We start from the raw sequence: 15,665 nt of genomic DNA, 5'->3' as shown, positions 1-15,665 counted from the left end.
GCCATTACAGTTTCGTGTAATTGTACCGCATTGTCTCTGGCTGCACCATGGCATCTGCCCGATAGAGGGCGAAAGCAATGGAGCCTGGAATGGACAAGACAGCGAGCGGCTGGGTGAACGGATTTATCGGCGTGCTGATTTTCAGCGGCTCACTGCCGGCGACGCGTGTGGCGGTCATGGATTTCGACCCGACCTTCGTGACATCAGCCCGGGCCGCGATTGCCGGACTGCTTGGACTTGCGATGCTGCTGCTGTTCCGGGAAAAACGTCCGGATCGCGGCGATCTGGTGTCGCTGGTGATCGTGGCGCTGGGTGTGGTCGTCGGCTTTCCCCTGCTGACGGCTTTGGCGCTCAAGCACATCACCTCGGCGCATTCGATCATCTTCATCGGCCTGCTGCCGCTGGCGACCGCGATCTTCGGTGTGCTGCGCGGCGGCGATCGTCCTCGCCCGGCGTTATGGCTGTTTTCGTGCATCGGTAGCGCACTCGTCGCCGGTTTCGCGCTGACGCAGGGCGTAACCGCCTCGCCGGTCGGCGATGGCCTGATGCTCGCCGCCGTCATCGTCTGCGGCCTGGGCTATGCCGAGGGCGCCGCGCTGTCGCGCAGGCTCGGCGGCTGGCAAGTGATCTGCTGGGCGCTGACCCTGTCGCTGCCGGTCATGCTGGTGCTGAGCTTCGCGACGCTTCCGCCATCCTTTGCCGCCGTCGGCTCCCACGCCTGGATCGGGCTTGGCTATGTCTCGCTGTTCAGCATGCTGATCGGCTTCGTCTTTTGGTATCGCGGCCTGGCGCAAGGCGGCATTGCGGCGGTCGGCCAGTTGCAGCTGCTGCAGCCCTTCTTCGGCCTGGCGCTCGCGGCGAGCCTGCTACACGAACAGGTCAGCCCGCTGATGGTGGTCGTCACGTTGGGCGTGGTGGCCTGCGTGTTCGGTGCGAAGAAGTTTGCGCGGTAGGATTGGCTGACTCGGCCGCGAACTCATTAATGTGAAATGACAGAACTTAGTGGACGCAGTCACTCCGCGATCAGGTTGGGCCACGAGTCGGAAAGCGGAGCGGGGTTGCTGGATCAAGCCCAACCTCGGAAACCCGAAGCGGTACAACTGTATCGTGTGGATGAACGCGGCCGGGCCAATTTCCCCATACTACTTCAGCCATAAACCTGCGGCCGCGACATTCGACCTCAATCAAGTCACCGACCACCGGAGCCGTTCCAGCAAATCGGTTTTCGTCTGCGCGAAGCTCACGTTCAGTGACTACTTCGCCATCCTTCAGTGCAATACGCTTTACCCAATAGGCCATAGCGACGGCATAGTTCCTGTGTGTGGCTGGTCCAGCGAGATCCAAACCGATCATCGCTTGAAGTCGGTTCTGACGGACTAGCGCAACCTTGTCGAGCGGTTCTACTAGCGTCTTGGTTGCATGGACTGTTCTGCAATTTCTATCGAATCGCTGTCAGAATTTCGTCACAACCCCAATGCCAATGCCCTCGAAGCCACCCATTGCCATCAAGGCCGCGGGCGCCTCGTCGAGGCTGATCTTCTTGCCGACCAGCAGTTCGGGCTTGAGCTTGCCGTTGCGGATCATGTCCATCATCGCCTGGTAGCGATAGGCCTGCATGCCGTGGCTGCCGAGGATCTCGAGCTCGAAGGCGATGATCTTGTCCATCGGCACTTGCGGGCGGGCGTGCTCGCCCAGCATCAGGCCGACCTGCACATGGCGGCCGCGCCGGCGCAGATTGGCGATCGAGTTGAACGAGGTGGTGGGGTGGCCGAGCGCGTCCATCGACATATGCGCGCCGCCATTGGCGATCTGCTTGACCGCCTTGACCACATTCGGCGTCGTCGACGCATTGATCGTCGCCACGGCGCCGATTTTTCTGGCGAACTCCAGCTTCTCGTCGGTGAGGTCGATGGCGATCACGTTGGCGCCCATCGAACTGGCGATCATGATTGCCGACAGGCCGACGCCGCCGCAGCCATGCACCGCCACCCATTCGCCGGGCTTGACCCGCCCCTGGTCGACAATGGCGCGAAACGAGGTGACGAAACGGCAGCCGAGGCTGGCGGCGGTGGCGTATTCCATCTCGTCGGGCAGGCGCACGAGGTTGGTGTCGGCATGCTCGATGCCGACATATTCGGCGAACGAGCCCCAGCCGGTGAAGCCGGGCTGCGTCTGGTGCTCGCAGACCTGATGGTTGCCAGAGCTGCATTCGAAGCAGCGGCCGCAGCCGACGGCAAACGGCACCGTCACGCGGTCGCCGGCCTTCCAGCGGCTGACCTGCTTGCCGGCGGCGACGACGACGCCTGCAAGTTCATGTCCGGGAACGTGCGGCAAGGTGATGCCGTCATCATGGCCCATCCAGCCATGCCAGTCGCTGCGGCACAGCCCTGTCGCCTCGACCTTGATGACGACGCCATCGGCAGCCGGCTTCGGATCGGGGACGGTCTGGATCGTCGGCGCTTCGCCGAATTTCTCGAAGACGACGGCTTTCATCGGTCACTCCACCCTTAAGACGGCACGCATTGCCGGAAACGATAGCCGATTCCCTGTCTGGTCAAGCGGAAATCGATTCCGCCGGACATGCTGCTCTGGATGCGGCGCGGACCAACGAAGCCTATTCGGCATCCATCTGGTTCTGCGGAGCGGCTTTCTGGAAGGCTGGCAGCGCCATGCAGGCGGCGTTGATGCGGGTGATCGTCGGGTAAGGCGTCAGGTCGACGCCGAAACGGGCGTTGCTGGTGATCTGTGCCGCCAGGCAGATATCGGCCAGCCCCGCCGCCTCGCCGTGGCAGAATGTTCCGGTCTGAGGCGAGGAAGCCAGAATCTTTTCAAGCGGCTGGAAGCCTTCGTTCACCCAGTGGCGGAACCAGTTGGTGATGTCCTGGTCGCCGGCGCCGAACAAAGTGCGCAGCGAGGTCAGCACGCGCAGATTGTTCACCGGGTGGATGTCGCAGGCGATCATCTGCGCCAGCATTCGTACGCGCGCCCGGCCAAGCGGGTCCTTCGGCAGCAGCGGCGGCGCGGGATGGATCTCGTCGAGATATTCGATGATCGCCAGCGACTGCGTCAACAGCGTGCCGTCGTCGAGCACCAATGCCGGCACCAGCCCCTGCGGATTGACCGCGAGATAGGCTGGTTCCAGATGTTCGCCATGGCGCAAATGATGCGGGACATAGTCATAGCTCAGCCCCTTCATCTCCAGCGCGATGCGCACCCGGTAGGAGGTGGAGGAACGGTAGTAATTGTGCAGGACGATGTCGCTCATGGCTTTGTCGTTCACGACTGCGGTTGGCCGACCGTGACTTCGATCGTGCCGATGCCGTCGACGCCGCCGGTCATCGTCTCGCCGGGCTTGACGGCACCGACGCCGGCCGGCGTGCCAGTGAAGATCAGGTCGCCGGCTTGCAATTCTACGCCCTCGCTGCAGATCGAGACAATGTCTGCTATCGGCCAGATTAGCTCGGTGAGATCGGCGTCCTGCCGGACCTTGCCGTCGAGGGTGAGCCAGATACGCCCCTTCGCCGGATGCCCGGATTTCTGCGCGGGAATCAGCGGGCCGCAAGGGGCGGAACGGTCGAAGGCCTTCGACCAGTCCCAGGGCCGCGCCGCCTTCTTGGCCTCGTCCTGGAGATCGCGGCGGGTGAGGTCGATGCCGACGGCGTAGCCCCAGACATGGTCCAGCGCCTTGTCGCGGGGAATGCGGCAACCGGCTTTGCCGATCGCGGCGACCAGTTCGATTTCATGGTGCAGATTGGCCGTCAGCGGCGGGTAGGGGATGACGGTCCCGGTATCGACCACCGCGTCGGCCGGCTTGGTGAAGAAGAAGGGCGGATCGCGCTCATCATTGCCGAATTCGCGCGCATGCGCTGCATAGTTGCGGCCGACGCAGAAAATGCGCCGCACGGCAAAGCGCTCGTCCGACCCGCTGATGGCGACGGAAGGCGTTGGCGGCACGGGAAGGACGAAGGCGGTCATGGCGGTCTCTGCGCTGGCTATCAGGATGATGGCGGCACCTTCGGCCGATTTCGGGGACCGGGCAAGGCGTCGCTTTCATAAAGCGGGGGCTTTGGGCCGCATAAGCAATTCAGGGTTCCCACTTTGCAGCGGCCTATCAACTCGCGATAGACTATTTGCTAATAATCCGGCCATGGTCGCGGGGCTATGGTGTGGCCAATAAACCGGAACGAGCCACATGACAGCACCCAACGATCGCGCCCGGTTCCTGATCATCGACGACCATCCGCTGTTTCGCGAGGCGCTGCACAGCGCCGTTCAGATGGCCTATCCCGAGGTCGATACGGTCGAGGCGCGCTCGATCGCCGAGGCTCTCGATCTCCTGGCCGACGCCAAGCCTTTCGACCTTGCGCTGCTCGACCTCTCGATGCCCGACGTGCACGGCTTCGACGGGCTGCTGCAGCTCAGGACCCGCTATCCGCGCCTGCCAGTGGTGATCGTTTCGGGCCACGAGGAGCCGCGGATCATTTCCGAGGCCTTGTCCTATGGTGCTGCCGGCTTCATCCCGAAATCGGCGCGCAAGAGCGATCTCGCCGCCGCCATCCGCTCGGTGATGGACGGCGCCATCTATGTGCCGGAAACCTATGAAGGCCAGCCGGCCGACGCCGACAGCATCGACCGCGCCGACATGGTCCAGCGGCTGTCCAAGCTGACGCCGCAGCAGCTGCGTGTGCTGCAAATGCTGCGCCAGGGCCTGCTCAACAAGCAGATCGCCTACGAGCTGCAGGTCGGCGAGACCACGGTGAAGGCGCATGTCTCGGAGATATTGCGCAAGCTCAACGTCTACAGCCGCACGCAGGCGGTGATCGAGGTTTCGAAGCTGGACAATGCAGAGCTGTTTCGCGATCAGGCGGGGTTTTGAGGGATGAAAAGTGCACCGTCACTGCAATTAGCTCACTTTAGAGTTCCTTCGCACGCAATCTGAACACATGCTCTGGATCAATATCTTCGTGTTCAGCCCAACGGCCCCATATTATTTCGATCATCATGATCTTCCCATTTAAGGAAATTTCTAGAACGTCTCCCACTACCGGAGAATCCGCGTTTACCAGCGTACCCCCATTAGGCAACGCCCTCTCAGTTATTATTTCCCCGCTTTTCAAAATGATTCTTTGAACAATGTAAGGCATGCTATTCTTTCCCACCGCCGAAGAAAGATCGCAAGCGCCGGCGCCGCCCCTCATCCGGCTGCCGCCACCTTCTCCCCGTATAGAGACGGGGAGAAGGGCTCACTCTAAGCCAGCAAATGCGCCAGCAGCGCCCTTAGTTGCGCCGGTTTCAGCGGTTTGCGCATCAGTTCGATGCCGCCGGCGCGCGCGGCCTTGGCGACGGCTTCGGAACTGTCGGCGGTAACTATCAGCGCAGGCACGGCGCGGCCGAGATAGTCGCGGACTTCCGATATGGTGGTGGTGCCGAGGTCGCCGCCGTCGAGATGCTGGTCGGCAATGATGATGTCGGGCACCCAGTCGGTGTCGCCGAGCAGGTCCAGCGCGTCGTCGGTCGAGGTCGCGGCCCGCACCAGGCACTGCCAGCGCTCGAGCAGGAAGGTCATGGCCTCCAGCACCTCGGCGTCGTTCTCGACCAGCAACACCTTGGTGCCGAACAGGCCGTAGCCGCGCGACCGCTCCAGGCTGGTGGCGCTGGCGATGGCGTCGGCGGGGGCGCCGATGCCGACGGGGACATCGATATGAAAGATCGTGCCGCGCCCGACCTTCGAGGAGAAGGTCACGGGGTGGCCGAGCGCGCCGGCCATGCGGCGCACGATGGCAAGCCCGAGCCCGAGGCCGCCGCCGTCGAGCCCGGCATTGGCGGGCAAGGTGCCGCGATGGAATTCCTCGAACACCGCCTCGCGCTGGTCCTCGGGAATGCCGCAGCCGGTATCGGCGACATCGATGCGGATCGTGTCGCCGCGATGCCTGGTGCCGACCAGGACGCCGCCCGAGCGGGTATAGCCCAGCGCGTTGGAGAGGATGTTCTGCAGGATGCGGCGCAGCAGCGTCCGGTCGGAGCGGACCACGGCGTTGACCGGCCGAAATTTCAAGGACAGCCGCTTCATTTCCGCGACCGGCTGGAAATCCGAGCGCAGCGACGAGAACAGCGCCTCCAGGCTGACGTCGCCGATGTCGGGGTGCACCACGCCGGCATCGAGCTTGGAAATGTCGAGCAAGGTGCGCAGCAGGTCCTCCATCGTCTCCAGCGAGCGCTCGACCTGCCGCACCAGCTTCCTGCCTTCGTCGCTGGTCTGCAACTCGGCGAGCGCCGAGACGGATAGGTGAGCCGCATTCAGCGGCTGCAGCACGTCGTGGCTGGCGGCGGCGAGGAACCTCGTCTTGGACAGGTTCGCGAACTCGGCGTTTTCCTTGGCGGCGCTGAGATCGATGTTGGATTGTTCCAGCCGCCTCAAGGTCGAGTGCAGCTCCTCGGTGCGCGTGCGCACCCGATTTTCCAGCGAGATGGCTGTCTGGAACAGCGAGAAGGCGTTGCCCTGCTGGTCCATCGACCGCTCGACGCGGTCGACCAGCGCGGCGTTGATCTTCTTCAGTTTTTCGAGATCGTTTATGTCCCTGAGCGGCATCTTATAGCGCCGCCTTATTCTGCCGCTTGCCGTTCGCCGAAGGCGATGCCGGTGAAAGTCTGGTTGAGGTGCATCGACCGATACTGTTCGCCATAGGTGCCGAAGCCGACGACATTGTTGACCCGGTAGAGTTCCGAAATGTCACGAAAGACCTGGCGGTTGCGCGCATCGAGCCGGCGCAGCACGCAGTCGAAGCCGAGGATCAGGTCGATGCCGCCCAGCCTCTCCTCGACCTCGCGCAGGGCCGCGCGTGTCGATTCCACCATGTCCTTTGGCTGGGCGATCGACAGCACGACTCCGTCGTCGATGGCGCAGAAGAAAGACAGCGAGCCGTCCGCGTGCATCTTCTGGATCGAGCGGCAGTAATACTCGCCGCCCACCTTCACCACCACCGGATGCGAGGCGAAGCTCAGCGGCGTCAGGGTCTGCGGGACGATGCCGACGGAAGCGGCATATTCTTCCGCCGCATTGGTGGCGTTGAACTCGCGCACGATGCGGTGATCGGCATCGGACGCAGTGACCACCAGTTTTTCGTCGGTCGGAACGAAATTGTCGGTCTTGAAAACGTGGAACGGAATTTCCGTGGCGATCAGCACGATGATGGCGCTGTCCGAGGTGACCCTGCCATTCGAGATCAGCCGCGTCGTTTCGAATTTCAGATCGTCGCCGGCCGAGCCGCCGAGCAGCGGTATGTCGTCAAGGCCCCAGTGGATGGCCGAACTGACCGCTTCCTCGGCATAGGACAGCCCATCGATGAAGCAGAGCGCGAAGGTGTTCCTGGTCCGCTCGCCGCCCACCCGGACGCGCAGGGCGCGCCGCAAGGCCTCGACCTCGCCTGTGATCCTGTCCATGCCCGACGAGGATAGATTGTCGACCATGGCGCTGACCGCGGTGAACGCCGCCGAGGGAAGCAGCATCGCCAGCATGTGGCCTTCCTCGAGCCCCTGCGGCGTGATCTCGCCGGCGGTGGAGCAGCCGGCATGGTGGAGCCCCGGCGCATGCACCGAGAGCGCCCGCGACAGGGCGCCGGCCTCGACAAGGCTCTGGGAAAAGAACACGAGGGCAAAACCAGCGTCGATTGCCGCGGCCTCGCTGGCCACCGCGCGAGCGAAAGCAACCGGGTCGGGCTCATCCGTGGTCAGCGCCGACAAGCCGCAGGCGTAGCGCGTCCGTGAACTGGTCAGCGGCGTTCTCCCGCATTTCCTCCGACGCTCTTTTATACGCGGCTGTTTTTACAGGCTTCTGGCGCGCAGGCGTCGAAGGATATTGTTGCTTCCAATCGGTGTTTTGGCAATGGGGCGAGGGGAATGCGCCTTCGGCCTTGGCCATGACCGAAAGTACAATGATCCGCCTTTTCCGTCGCGCTGTTTTTTGTGCGTTGTGCGGTGTACGAATGACGCATGGCCGAAGTGCCAGCGGCGCGTCGGCAGCGTGATGACCAAGGTTGATACCCAGGGAGGATTCATGTCGGACGTTTCGTTGATGGTGAACGGCAGGCGGGTCAGCGGGACCGCCGAGGATCGAACGCTGCTGGTTCACTTCCTGCGCGAGAATCTCGGCCTGACCGGCACACATGTCGGCTGCGACACCTCGCAATGCGGGGCCTGCGTCGTCCATGTCGACGGCAAGGCGGTGAAGTCCTGCACCATGCTCGCGGTACAGGCGTCCGGCTCGAGCGTTGTAACGATCGAAGGTCTCGCCAATGGCGCCGACCTGCATCCCGTGCAGGCCGCCTTCAAGGAACATCACGGCCTGCAATGCGGCTTCTGCACGCCTGGCATGATCATGACGGCAACCGACATGATCAATCGCCACCCCGAAGGCCTCGACGAAGCGACGGTGCGCGCCGAGCTTGAAGGCAACATCTGCCGCTGCACCGGCTACCACAACATCGTCAAGGCGATCCTTGCCGCATCGAAGACGATGGCCAAGGGGGCCAAGGGCAAGGCGAAACAAGCTGCGTGAACGAGGCAGTAGGGCAGTAAGGCAGTAGGGCAGTAGGGAACCGGAACCAGTTTTCCCGTACTGCCGTACTGCCCTACTCACCTACTCCCCTACAATCTCGGGAGGAATTTCTTATGGGCATTGAAGGTGTTGGCGCTCGGGTCGCGCGCAAGGAAGACAAAAGATTCATCACCGGCGCCGGCCGCTATGTCGACGACATGGTGGTTCCCGGCATGAAGCATGCCGCCTTCGTGCGCAGCCCGCACGCGCATGCGCAGATCAAGAAGATCGACGTCAGACGAGCACAAGCGATGCCCGGCGTCATCGGCGTGCTGACCGGCAAGGAGCTCAAGGCCGACGGCATCGGCAATTTGATCTGCGGCTGGATGATCCATTCCAAGGACGGTTCGCCGATGAAGATGGGCGCCTGGTCGCCGCTGGCTGTCGACAAGGTCCGCTATGTCGGTGACGCCGTCGTCGTCGTCGTGGCCGAGACCAAGGGGCAGGCCCGCGATGCGGCCGAGGCGGTCGAGATCACATACAAGGAATTGAAGGCCGTCGTCGAAGCCACCAAGGCGCTCGAAAAGGGCGCGCCGCAGATCCATGCCGAGGCCGAGAACAATCTGATCTTCGATTGGGAGATCGGCGACGCCAAGGCGACCGACGCGGCGATCAAGGCAGCGGCGCATGTCACCCGCATGAAGATCGTCAACAACCGGCTGGTGCCGAATGCCATGGAGCCGCGCGCGGCTCTCGGCCACTACGACAAGGCCGAGGACCATTATACCTGCTGGACGACCTCGCAGAACCCGCATGTCGCGCGGCTGGTGATGAGCGCCTTCTACAATGTCGCGCCGGAAAACAAGCTGCGCGTCATCGCGCCTGACGTCGGCGGCGGCTTCGGCTCCAAGATCTACATCTATCCCGAAGAGATCGTCTGCCTGTGGGCTTCCAAGAAAACCGGCGTGCCGGTCAAATGGGTCGCCGACCGCACCGAGAGTTTTCTCTCCGACGCGCATGGCCGCGACCATGTCTCGACGGTGGAAATGGCTTTCGACAAGAACAACAGGATCACCGGGCTGAAGGTCGACACGATCGCCAATCTCGGCGCCTACATGTCGCTGTTCTCGTCCTGCGTGCCGACCTATCTCTACGCGACATTGTTGTCGGGCCAGTACGACATTCCGGCCATCCACGCCAATGTGCGCACGGTCTACACCAACACAGCTCCTGTCGATGCCTATCGCGGGGCAGGGCGGCCGGAAGCCACCTATCTCCTGGAACGCACGATGGAAGCGGCGGCGCGCGAGCTTGGCGTGTCACCTGCCGAATTGCGGCGCAAGAACTTCATCACCTCCTTCCCGCACCAGACACCGGTGATCATGAACTATGACGCCGGTGACTATGGCGCCTCGCTCGATGCGGCCATGAAAGCTTCGGACTATGCCGGCTTTGCCAAGCGCAAGGCGGCGGCCGCCAAGAAGGGCTTGCTCCGCGGCATCGGCATGAGCTGTTACATCGAGGCCTGCGGCATCGCGCCGTCGGCGGCGGTCGGTTCGCTCGGCGCCGGCGTTGGCCTCTGGGAATCGGCCGAAGTGCGGGTCAATGCCGTTGGCACGATCGAGGTGCTGACCGGCTCGCACAGCCATGGCCAGGGCCACGAGACGACCTTCGCGCAACTGGTCAACCAGCGTTTTGGCGTGCCGATCGATTCGGTTTCGATCGTCCATGGCGACACCGACAAGGTGCAGATGGGCATGGGCACGTACGGTTCGCGCTCGGGCGCGGTCGGCATGTCGGCGATATCAAAGGCACTCGACAAGGTCGAGGCCAAGGCCAAGAAGATCGCCGCCCACCTGCTCGAGGCCGACGAGGGCGACATCGTCATCGAGAACGGCGCGCTGAAGGTCGCCGGTACCGACAAGAACGTGCCGTGGTTCCAGGTGGCGCTGGCCGCCTATACCGCCCACAATCTGCCGGCAGGGATGGAGCCCGGATTGAAGGAAACGGCCTTCTACGATCCGTCGAACTTCACCTTTCCGGCGGGCTGCTACATCTGCGAGGTCGAGATCGAGCCGGAGACCGGAACGACCGAGATCGTCCAGTTCGTGGCCGCCGACGATTTCGGCAACATCATCAATCCGATGATCGTGGAAGGCCAGGTGCATGGCGGCATCGCGCAAGGGATCGGCCAGGCGCTGCTGGAAGGCGCCCATTACGACGCCAGCGGACAGCTGCTGACCGCGAGCTACATGGACTATACGATGCCGCGCGCGGGCGACCTGCCGTCGTTCAAGGTCTCAACCTCGAACACGCCATGCCCGGGCAATCCGCTCGGCATCAAGGGCTGCGGCGAGGCCGGCGCCATCGGCTCGCCGCCGGCGGTGATCAACGCCATCACCGATGCCATCGGCATCGCCGATATCGCCATGCCCGCCTCGCCGCCCACCGTGTGGGCCGCGATCCGCGCCGCGAAGCATTGAGGAGGAACAACCATGTATTCGGTCAACTACCACCGTGCCGCCTCGGTCGCGGATGCCGCCAAGCTGGTGAAGAACGGCGACGCCAAGCTGCTGTCCGGCGGCATGACGCTGATCCCCGCTATGAAGACGCGGCTGGCGGCCCCTTCCGATCTCGTCGATCTGTCGCACATCAAGGAGATGCAGGGCGTCAAGGTGTCGGGAAAGACGGTCACCATCGGCGCGGCTACCACGCATTTCGACGTCTCCAACGACGAGAAACTCAAGAAGGCCTGCCCGGCGCTTGCCCATCTGGCGTCGCTGATCGGTGACCCGGCGGTGCGCCACAAGGGCACGATCGGCGGTTCGATCGCCAACAACGATCCGGCGGCCGACTATCCCGCGGCACTTCTGGCGCTGGGCGCCACGATCGTCACCAACAAGCGCGAGATATCGGCCGACAAGTTCTTCAAAGGCCTGTTCGAAACGGCCTTGAAGGATGGCGAGATCATAACGGCGGTCTCCTTCACCGCCCCGGCCAAGGCGGCTTACGAGAAATTCCGCAACCCGGCCTCGCGTTACGCGATCGTCGGCGTGTTCGTGGCCAAGGGCAAGGACGGCGTCAGCGTCGCCGTGACCGGCGCCGGCGACGACGGGGTCTTCCGCTCGAAGGAGATCGAGGCAGCCCTTGCGAAGAATTTCGACGCCGCATCGCTCGCCGGCGTGAAAGTGCCGGCGAAGAACCTGATGAGCGACATCCACGCTTCCGCCGACTACCGCGCCAATCTGATCGTGGTCATGGCCAAGCGCGCGGTGGCGGCAGCCAACGCCTGACAGCATCGGTTGCCGACAGGAAAGGGGCCATCTTGGCCCCTTTTTCGTGGGCGGTGGTGTAGCCGTGCGGCTCGTGAAGGAACGCCGCGGGACCGCTCCTTTGCCCGAAGCCTTTCCGGAGCTTGCTGCCAAAGGAACCGCATCGCCGCCAATCTCGCACTTGCACAAACTTATATTGCACTGCAGTATGGGTCGGGGCGGGAATGCGAGCCGGGTTCGGACATGTACCGCCGTGCCCTTTCGCATGCCAATGCGAAGGGATCGGCATGTCCGAAATTACCGCCACCCAGATGGTTCCATCCCGATCCGTCGTCGACCGATCAGCCAGAACAAGATTGGCCTATCTCGACGGCTGGCGCGGCCTGTCGATTGCCCTGGTGCTGATCGGCCATTTCTTCCCGGTACCCGGAATCAATCTGGGTGTGCTCGGCGTCGAATTCTTCTTCGTGCTGAGCGGCCGGCTAATGGCCGAGATCCTTTTCATCGAACGCTACCCGCTGAAGAAGTTCTTCAAACGCCGCTTCTCGCGCATCTACCCGGCGCTTCTGGTGTTCGTCGTCATCTCCATGATTGCGCTCTCCGGCACGTTCATCGCCTTCAAATGGAAGGCGGCGCTGACAGCGCTGACTTTCACCTACAATTACGCCGGAATTCTCGTCACACGGGCCGGGGCGCTCGACCATATCTGGTCGCTTTGCGTGGAGGAGCATGCCTACATCATCCTGGCGCTGATCAGCGCGCTCCTCTCCAGCCGCGACCGCGTCATCCCTTTGCTGCTAGCGCTGGCCTTGCTCGCCATGGCCAATGGCGCGGTGTCGTACTGGGTGTTCGGGCTGGATTACGAGGCTACCTACTGGCGCACCGATGTGCACATCGCCTCGATCCTGCTGTCAGCTTCGATCTGCCTGCTCAAGGCCGAAGGCCGGCTGCCGGCGGTGCTGAAAGGGTCTTATGTCGCCCTGGCAGCGGCGGCGGGCGCGGTTCTGCTGTTCATGGACCCGGTGCCGACGCCGATCCACTATCTCCTGGCGGTGCCGCTGCTGGCGCTGGCCGTCAATGCGCTCGATTTCAGCACGCCAATTTTTTCCAATTTGCTCTCGTCGTGGCCCATGGCGACGTTGGGCCTGTGGTCATACTCGCTCTATCTGTGGCAGCAGCCCTTCTACAAATTCGTCTATGAGCAAGGCATCAGCCCATGGCCGATGCTGGTCGGGGTCTTTGCCTGCGCGCTCTGCAGCTACTACCTCGTCGAGCGGCCGGCGCGTGAATGGTTGAACCGCAATTGGTGATTAGGCCTCATCGCGCCGAGGCACTGTTGTTGCGAGCCTGAGGTAGCGCCGCAGACCGGCTTCGCCGCGCGGCGTTGTCCAGCGATGATTCCAGGCGAAGGCCGGCCGCAGCAGAGGTGCCAGGAATTTGAGGATCGGCCTCTCGACCGTGACCTGCCAGGTCAGTTGGACATGGGTCCCGCTGCCCGACGGCGACAGTTCGGCCCGCCACAGCCCGTCGAAGTCGCCAAAGGTTTTCACGACGACCAGCCGGCCAGGCTCGAGTTCGGCGGCCTCGATGATGAAGTTCAGTTCATAGGGCAGGGCGCCCCGCGCCCGTGCCCTTGCCCGCGAGCCGACGGACGCCTTGCCCTTGCCATCGAGCGGCACCACTTCCTTGTAGACCTCGCCCCACCAGAGCGGCAGCAGTTCGGCGTCGGAGAGAACGTCCCACACTTGCTGCGGCGTGCCTTCGGGAATGTCCCAGCTTTCGTCGAAGCGGAAGACGTTGCTAGGCATCGCGGTTCCTCCATTTGGTGGAACGCGTATATTAGAGGTGTCTTCTTTATGAGGCTAGCATCAGGCGACGATCTGCTTGACGTAATAACGCACCACTTTCTTGCCACCGTGGATCACCGCGTCGCCGACTTCGGTGAAACCCAGCGCGGCGTGGAAGGCATCCGAGGCAGGGTTGGGCGGATCGGCGTTGACCTCGCAGGTGACCAGCATGTAGCCGGCGCGCTCTGCGTGCTCGAACAGGTCCTGATACAGCCGGCGCGCATGGCCGCGGCCCCGTGCATGCGCCGCCACGACGACGCGATCGACATAGATGAAGCGTTCGTAGCGTTCGCAAAACCAGAGGAAGTTCGGGCTGTCGTAATTGGCTTCCTGGTCGAAGGTCATGATGAATGCTTCGAGATCGCCGATGCGGCGTGCGTAGAATGCCTCGCCGAGCAGGAACGACAGCCGTTCGGCTTCGAGCCAGGACAGTTCGGCGGCATGCTCGTTGTTGAGCGCCAATATGTCCGCTTCGTCGCCTGGCGCTATACGGTCTATCGGCGAGGTCATGCCTTGGCCGCCGCGATCGTCGCCGCCACCAGCGGTGTGTCGGTTAATGTGTTGCGGTACTCGCGGTCGAGATCGGAGCCGCCCATGCCGACCTTGGGATTGCGGTAGCGCATGGTGCTTGGCACGTCCTTCAGCGCGGCAAAATGCATTTCGGCCAGCCCGGTCTTTCGGCGCACCTCGGCGATGTTTGCGAGATCAAGCCCGCCGCAACCGAGGATGATGATGCGGTCGCCGGCCTGCCGCACCAGATCGGCCAGCAAGGGCAGGCCTTCGATCGCGCTGTCGCGTTGGCCGCTGGTCAGCACGCGGCCGACCTTGCAGCGGATCAGCGCCTCCAGCGCCTCGGCCGGGTCGCGTGTCATGTCGAAGGCGCGATGGCAAGTGACGTTCAGGGGGCCGGCGGCCTCCGTCAGTTCGCCCATGCGCTTCTCGTCGATGGTGCCGTCGGCGTTCAGGCAGCCAAACACCACGCCGGGCACGCCGAGATCGCGCAGTGCCGCGACATCGGCGAGCATCGAGCGGTATTCGGTCTCGCTGTAGAGAAAATCGCCGCCGCGCGGCCGCACCATGACGTGAAACGGCACGGTCGCCTGGTCGAGAGCGGCGCGCACCGTGCCGAGGCTCGGTGTGATGCCGCCCTCGACGAGGCTGGCGCACAGTTCGACCCGGTCGGCGCCGGCAGCCTGCGCGGCGAGCAGGCCATCGATGCCTTCTACACAGATTTCGATCAGGGGCAGGCGGGTTTCCGTGGTCAAGGGGTCGATCCAGTCCATGATGTTGCGCAAAGCCCTAGCACCCGGGCGGCTAGCGCGAAAGCGTGAACGGCGCACCGCCGTTTGGACCAGGCGACATTTCCCAGCTTGACAGTCTTATAACTGTAGAGTTATGAGTAATCCATAGCCGCCCGGTTATTGATTGGCCGGTGGCCGTGCGGCGGCAGCCGAAATTCCATCTGCTGAAATCCGGGATGCGCTGCTTCCGGGCTCGGCAAAACACGTCCTGACGAAACGCTTCAAAAGGAGAAGACTATGCAAGCCAGACTCAAGAATCCCGTGATGCTCATCCCAGGCGCCCTGCAGGCGCTGCTGGCGTTGGACAAGTCGACCGAGGCAGCCGATATACCCTATGTGACGCGCAAGCTCATTCATCTGCGCGCCAGCCAGATCAATGCCTGCAGCCTCTGCGTCGACATGCACGCCCGCGAGCTGAAGAAGGCCGGCGAGAAGGACGAGCGCATCTTTGCGTTGGCGGCATGGCGCGAGACGCCCTACTTCACCGACGCCGAACGGGCGGCCCTGGCGCTGGCCGAGGCCGGCACGAGGCTCGCCGACCGGCCCGACGCCGTGCCGGACGATGTCTGGGACGAAGCCGCCCGCCACTATGATGAAAAGGCGCTTGCAGCTCTGGTTGTCCAGATCGCCCTGATCAACGCCTTCAACCGGCTGAACGCGACGACACGACAGATCGTCGGCACCTGGGGCTGAGCGCCGGTCCTGCGCTAGG

16 protein-coding genes are annotated in these 15,665 nt (G+C 63.2%); 7 read left to right on the top strand and 9 right to left on the bottom strand.

Annotation, left to right across the window (positions count from 1 at the left end; all coding sequences use genetic code 11):
• Window positions 1-89: 89 nt before the first annotated feature.
• The gene (locus MAFF_RS05735; protein WP_044547845.1) at window positions 90-953 is read left to right on the top strand and encodes a DMT family transporter; all 864 of its coding nucleotides are present in this window, start codon (window positions 90-92) and stop codon (window positions 951-953) included.
• 499 nt (window positions 954-1,452) lie between these two features.
• Here MAFF_RS05735 and MAFF_RS05725 read toward each other — a convergent pair whose 3' ends face one another.
• The 3 genes from MAFF_RS05725 to MAFF_RS05715 all read right to left on the bottom strand — a co-directional run bounded on the left by MAFF_RS05725 (window position 1,453) and on the right by MAFF_RS05715 (window position 3,975).
• The gene (locus MAFF_RS05725; protein WP_010909933.1) at window positions 1,453-2,493 is read right to left on the bottom strand and encodes a zinc-dependent alcohol dehydrogenase family protein; all 1,041 of its coding nucleotides are present in this window, start codon (window positions 2,491-2,493) and stop codon (window positions 1,453-1,455) included.
• A gap of 121 nt (window positions 2,494-2,614) precedes the next feature.
• The gene (maiA, locus tag MAFF_RS05720; protein WP_010909932.1) at window positions 2,615-3,265 is read right to left on the bottom strand and encodes a maleylacetoacetate isomerase; all 651 of its coding nucleotides are present in this window, start codon (window positions 3,263-3,265) and stop codon (window positions 2,615-2,617) included.
• A gap of 11 nt (window positions 3,266-3,276) precedes the next feature.
• On the bottom strand, window positions 3,277-3,975 hold the full coding sequence (locus tag MAFF_RS05715) for a fumarylacetoacetate hydrolase family protein (protein ID WP_010909931.1): 699 nt from the start codon (window positions 3,973-3,975) through the stop codon (window positions 3,277-3,279).
• Window positions 3,976-4,192: 217 nt separating this feature from the next.
• Between MAFF_RS05715 and MAFF_RS05710 the strand changes: the two genes are divergently transcribed.
• The gene (locus MAFF_RS05710) at window positions 4,193-4,876 is read left to right on the top strand and encodes a response regulator (protein ID WP_010909930.1); all 684 of its coding nucleotides are present in this window, start codon (window positions 4,193-4,195) and stop codon (window positions 4,874-4,876) included.
• Between the two features lie 37 nt (window positions 4,877-4,913).
• On the opposite strand, the gene MAFF_RS05705 is transcribed toward MAFF_RS05710, so the two are convergent.
• The 3 genes from MAFF_RS05705 to MAFF_RS05695 form a co-directional block, all read right to left on the bottom strand.
• Complete coding sequence (locus MAFF_RS05705) at window positions 4,914-5,144, bottom strand: hypothetical protein (protein ID WP_044547840.1); 231 nt, start codon at window positions 5,142-5,144, stop codon at window positions 4,914-4,916.
• A 104-nt stretch (window positions 5,145-5,248) separates the two neighbouring features.
• On the bottom strand, window positions 5,249-6,589 hold the full coding sequence (locus MAFF_RS05700; RefSeq protein ID WP_010909929.1) for a hybrid sensor histidine kinase/response regulator: 1,341 nt from the start codon (window positions 6,587-6,589) through the stop codon (window positions 5,249-5,251).
• Window positions 6,590-6,603: 14 nt separating this feature from the next.
• Window positions 6,604-7,740 carry an FIST signal transduction protein gene (locus tag MAFF_RS05695; protein WP_032930573.1) on the bottom strand — a complete coding sequence of 379 codons (1,137 nt, stop codon included), beginning with the start codon at window positions 7,738-7,740 and terminating at the stop codon, window positions 6,604-6,606.
• Window positions 7,741-8,053: 313 nt separating this feature from the next.
• On the opposite strand from MAFF_RS05695, the gene MAFF_RS05690 reads away from it, so the two are divergent.
• From MAFF_RS05690 to MAFF_RS05675, 4 genes are all read left to right on the top strand, one after another.
• Entirely contained in the window at window positions 8,054-8,554 is a 501-nt protein-coding gene (locus MAFF_RS05690) for a (2Fe-2S)-binding protein (protein WP_032930572.1), read from the top strand.
• Between the two features lie 113 nt (window positions 8,555-8,667).
• Complete coding sequence (locus tag MAFF_RS05685; RefSeq protein WP_010909926.1) at window positions 8,668-11,016, top strand: xanthine dehydrogenase family protein molybdopterin-binding subunit; 2,349 nt, start codon at window positions 8,668-8,670, stop codon at window positions 11,014-11,016.
• A 12-nt stretch (window positions 11,017-11,028) separates the two neighbouring features.
• Window positions 11,029-11,826 carry an FAD binding domain-containing protein gene (locus tag MAFF_RS05680; RefSeq protein WP_010909925.1) on the top strand — a complete coding sequence of 266 codons (798 nt, stop codon included), beginning with the start codon at window positions 11,029-11,031 and terminating at the stop codon, window positions 11,824-11,826.
• Between the two features lie 266 nt (window positions 11,827-12,092).
• Complete coding sequence (locus MAFF_RS05675) at window positions 12,093-13,115, top strand: acyltransferase family protein (protein WP_010909924.1); 1,023 nt, start codon at window positions 12,093-12,095, stop codon at window positions 13,113-13,115.
• Here MAFF_RS05675 and MAFF_RS05670 read toward each other — a convergent pair whose 3' ends face one another.
• Genes MAFF_RS05670 through MAFF_RS05660 form a run of 3 tightly spaced genes read right to left on the bottom strand, consistent with a single transcriptional unit; the run spans window position 13,116 to window position 14,935 of the window.
• Window positions 13,116-13,613, bottom strand: coding sequence for an SRPBCC family protein (locus MAFF_RS05670; protein WP_010909923.1), 498 nt, complete (start codon window positions 13,611-13,613; stop codon window positions 13,116-13,118).
• Window positions 13,614-13,673: 60 nt separating this feature from the next.
• Window positions 13,674-14,162, bottom strand: a complete 489-nt coding sequence (locus MAFF_RS05665; protein ID WP_010909922.1) for a GNAT family N-acetyltransferase — start codon at window positions 14,160-14,162, stop codon at window positions 13,674-13,676.
• Window positions 14,159-14,935, bottom strand: coding sequence for a copper homeostasis protein CutC (locus tag MAFF_RS05660; protein ID WP_010909921.1), 777 nt, complete (start codon window positions 14,933-14,935; stop codon window positions 14,159-14,161). The genes MAFF_RS05665 and MAFF_RS05660 overlap by 4 nt, the downstream gene beginning before the upstream one ends.
• Before the next feature lie 255 nt (window positions 14,936-15,190).
• Here MAFF_RS05660 and MAFF_RS05655 point away from each other — a divergent pair, with 255 nt between their 5' ends.
• Window positions 15,191-15,646, top strand: coding sequence for a carboxymuconolactone decarboxylase family protein (locus MAFF_RS05655; RefSeq protein WP_010909920.1), 456 nt, complete (start codon window positions 15,191-15,193; stop codon window positions 15,644-15,646).
• Window positions 15,647-15,665: the final 19 nt, after the last annotated feature.

This window comes from Mesorhizobium japonicum MAFF 303099, assembly GCF_000009625.1.
GTDB classification, from domain to species: domain Bacteria; phylum Pseudomonadota; class Alphaproteobacteria; order Rhizobiales; family Rhizobiaceae; genus Mesorhizobium; species Mesorhizobium japonicum.
This window is presented reverse-complemented; position numbering and strand designations above follow the sequence as displayed.